Genomic DNA, 632 nt, shown 5'->3' on the forward strand with positions numbered 1-632 from the left:
TAATCAGCATTTCGACTGATTAATTGCTTCAATGTCTCTTTTTGACAATGTAGAGCATCTAACGTGATGAGAGTGTCATTAATATCAAGGGTTTGTAGTAATTCTCTTACTGCGGGTATTTCATTTGTCTTACTTCCGACCGTCTGATGAAATAAAGTTAATCCTGCTTCACAGTCGAATGCAGAAACAAGATGTAGCTTATCCGCTATATGCTTGCTTGCCCCGCGAATAGTTTTACCGTCAAACGCAATAATAGGTTGATTGGATTTAATACGATGTTGGTTGACCCAGCTGTACATGCTCAGTAGCAATGAGTCAGTATCGACCGTTCGAAATATTCTAGCAATGCTATGTCGTGTCGGTATGCCATTATTGAAAGGACGAAATTTTTTTAACCAGTCAATCTTGCTTTCACCAAATACTTCAATATCTTGCCATCCTTCGCATCCAGATGTTACAGCACTAATAATAAGGAAAAGCACATCGACAAGGTTGTGATGTTGGTTGATAGTTGAGCGGTTATCTTTTACAAGTTCTAAATGGGAGAATAAGGACATAAGGAATATAACGTAATGAAATTTATAATATTAGATCATAAATTATAAATGTTTACAAAGTGTGCTCCTGCCCTG

At 37.0% G+C, this 632-nt stretch carries 1 protein-coding gene; it reads right to left on the minus strand.

Annotation, left to right across the window (positions count from 1 at the left end):
- Positions 1-557, minus strand: a 557-nt coding sequence (locus J7338_RS20565) for an ISAs1 family transposase (RefSeq protein WP_210798831.1), incomplete at its 3' end; no start/stop codon positions are given.
- Between the last annotated feature and the right edge of the window lie 75 nt (positions 558-632).

Origin of the sequence: Pseudoalteromonas ostreae (assembly GCF_018069805.1) — a bacterium.
GTDB lineage: Bacteria > Pseudomonadota > Gammaproteobacteria > Enterobacterales > Alteromonadaceae > Pseudoalteromonas > Pseudoalteromonas ostreae.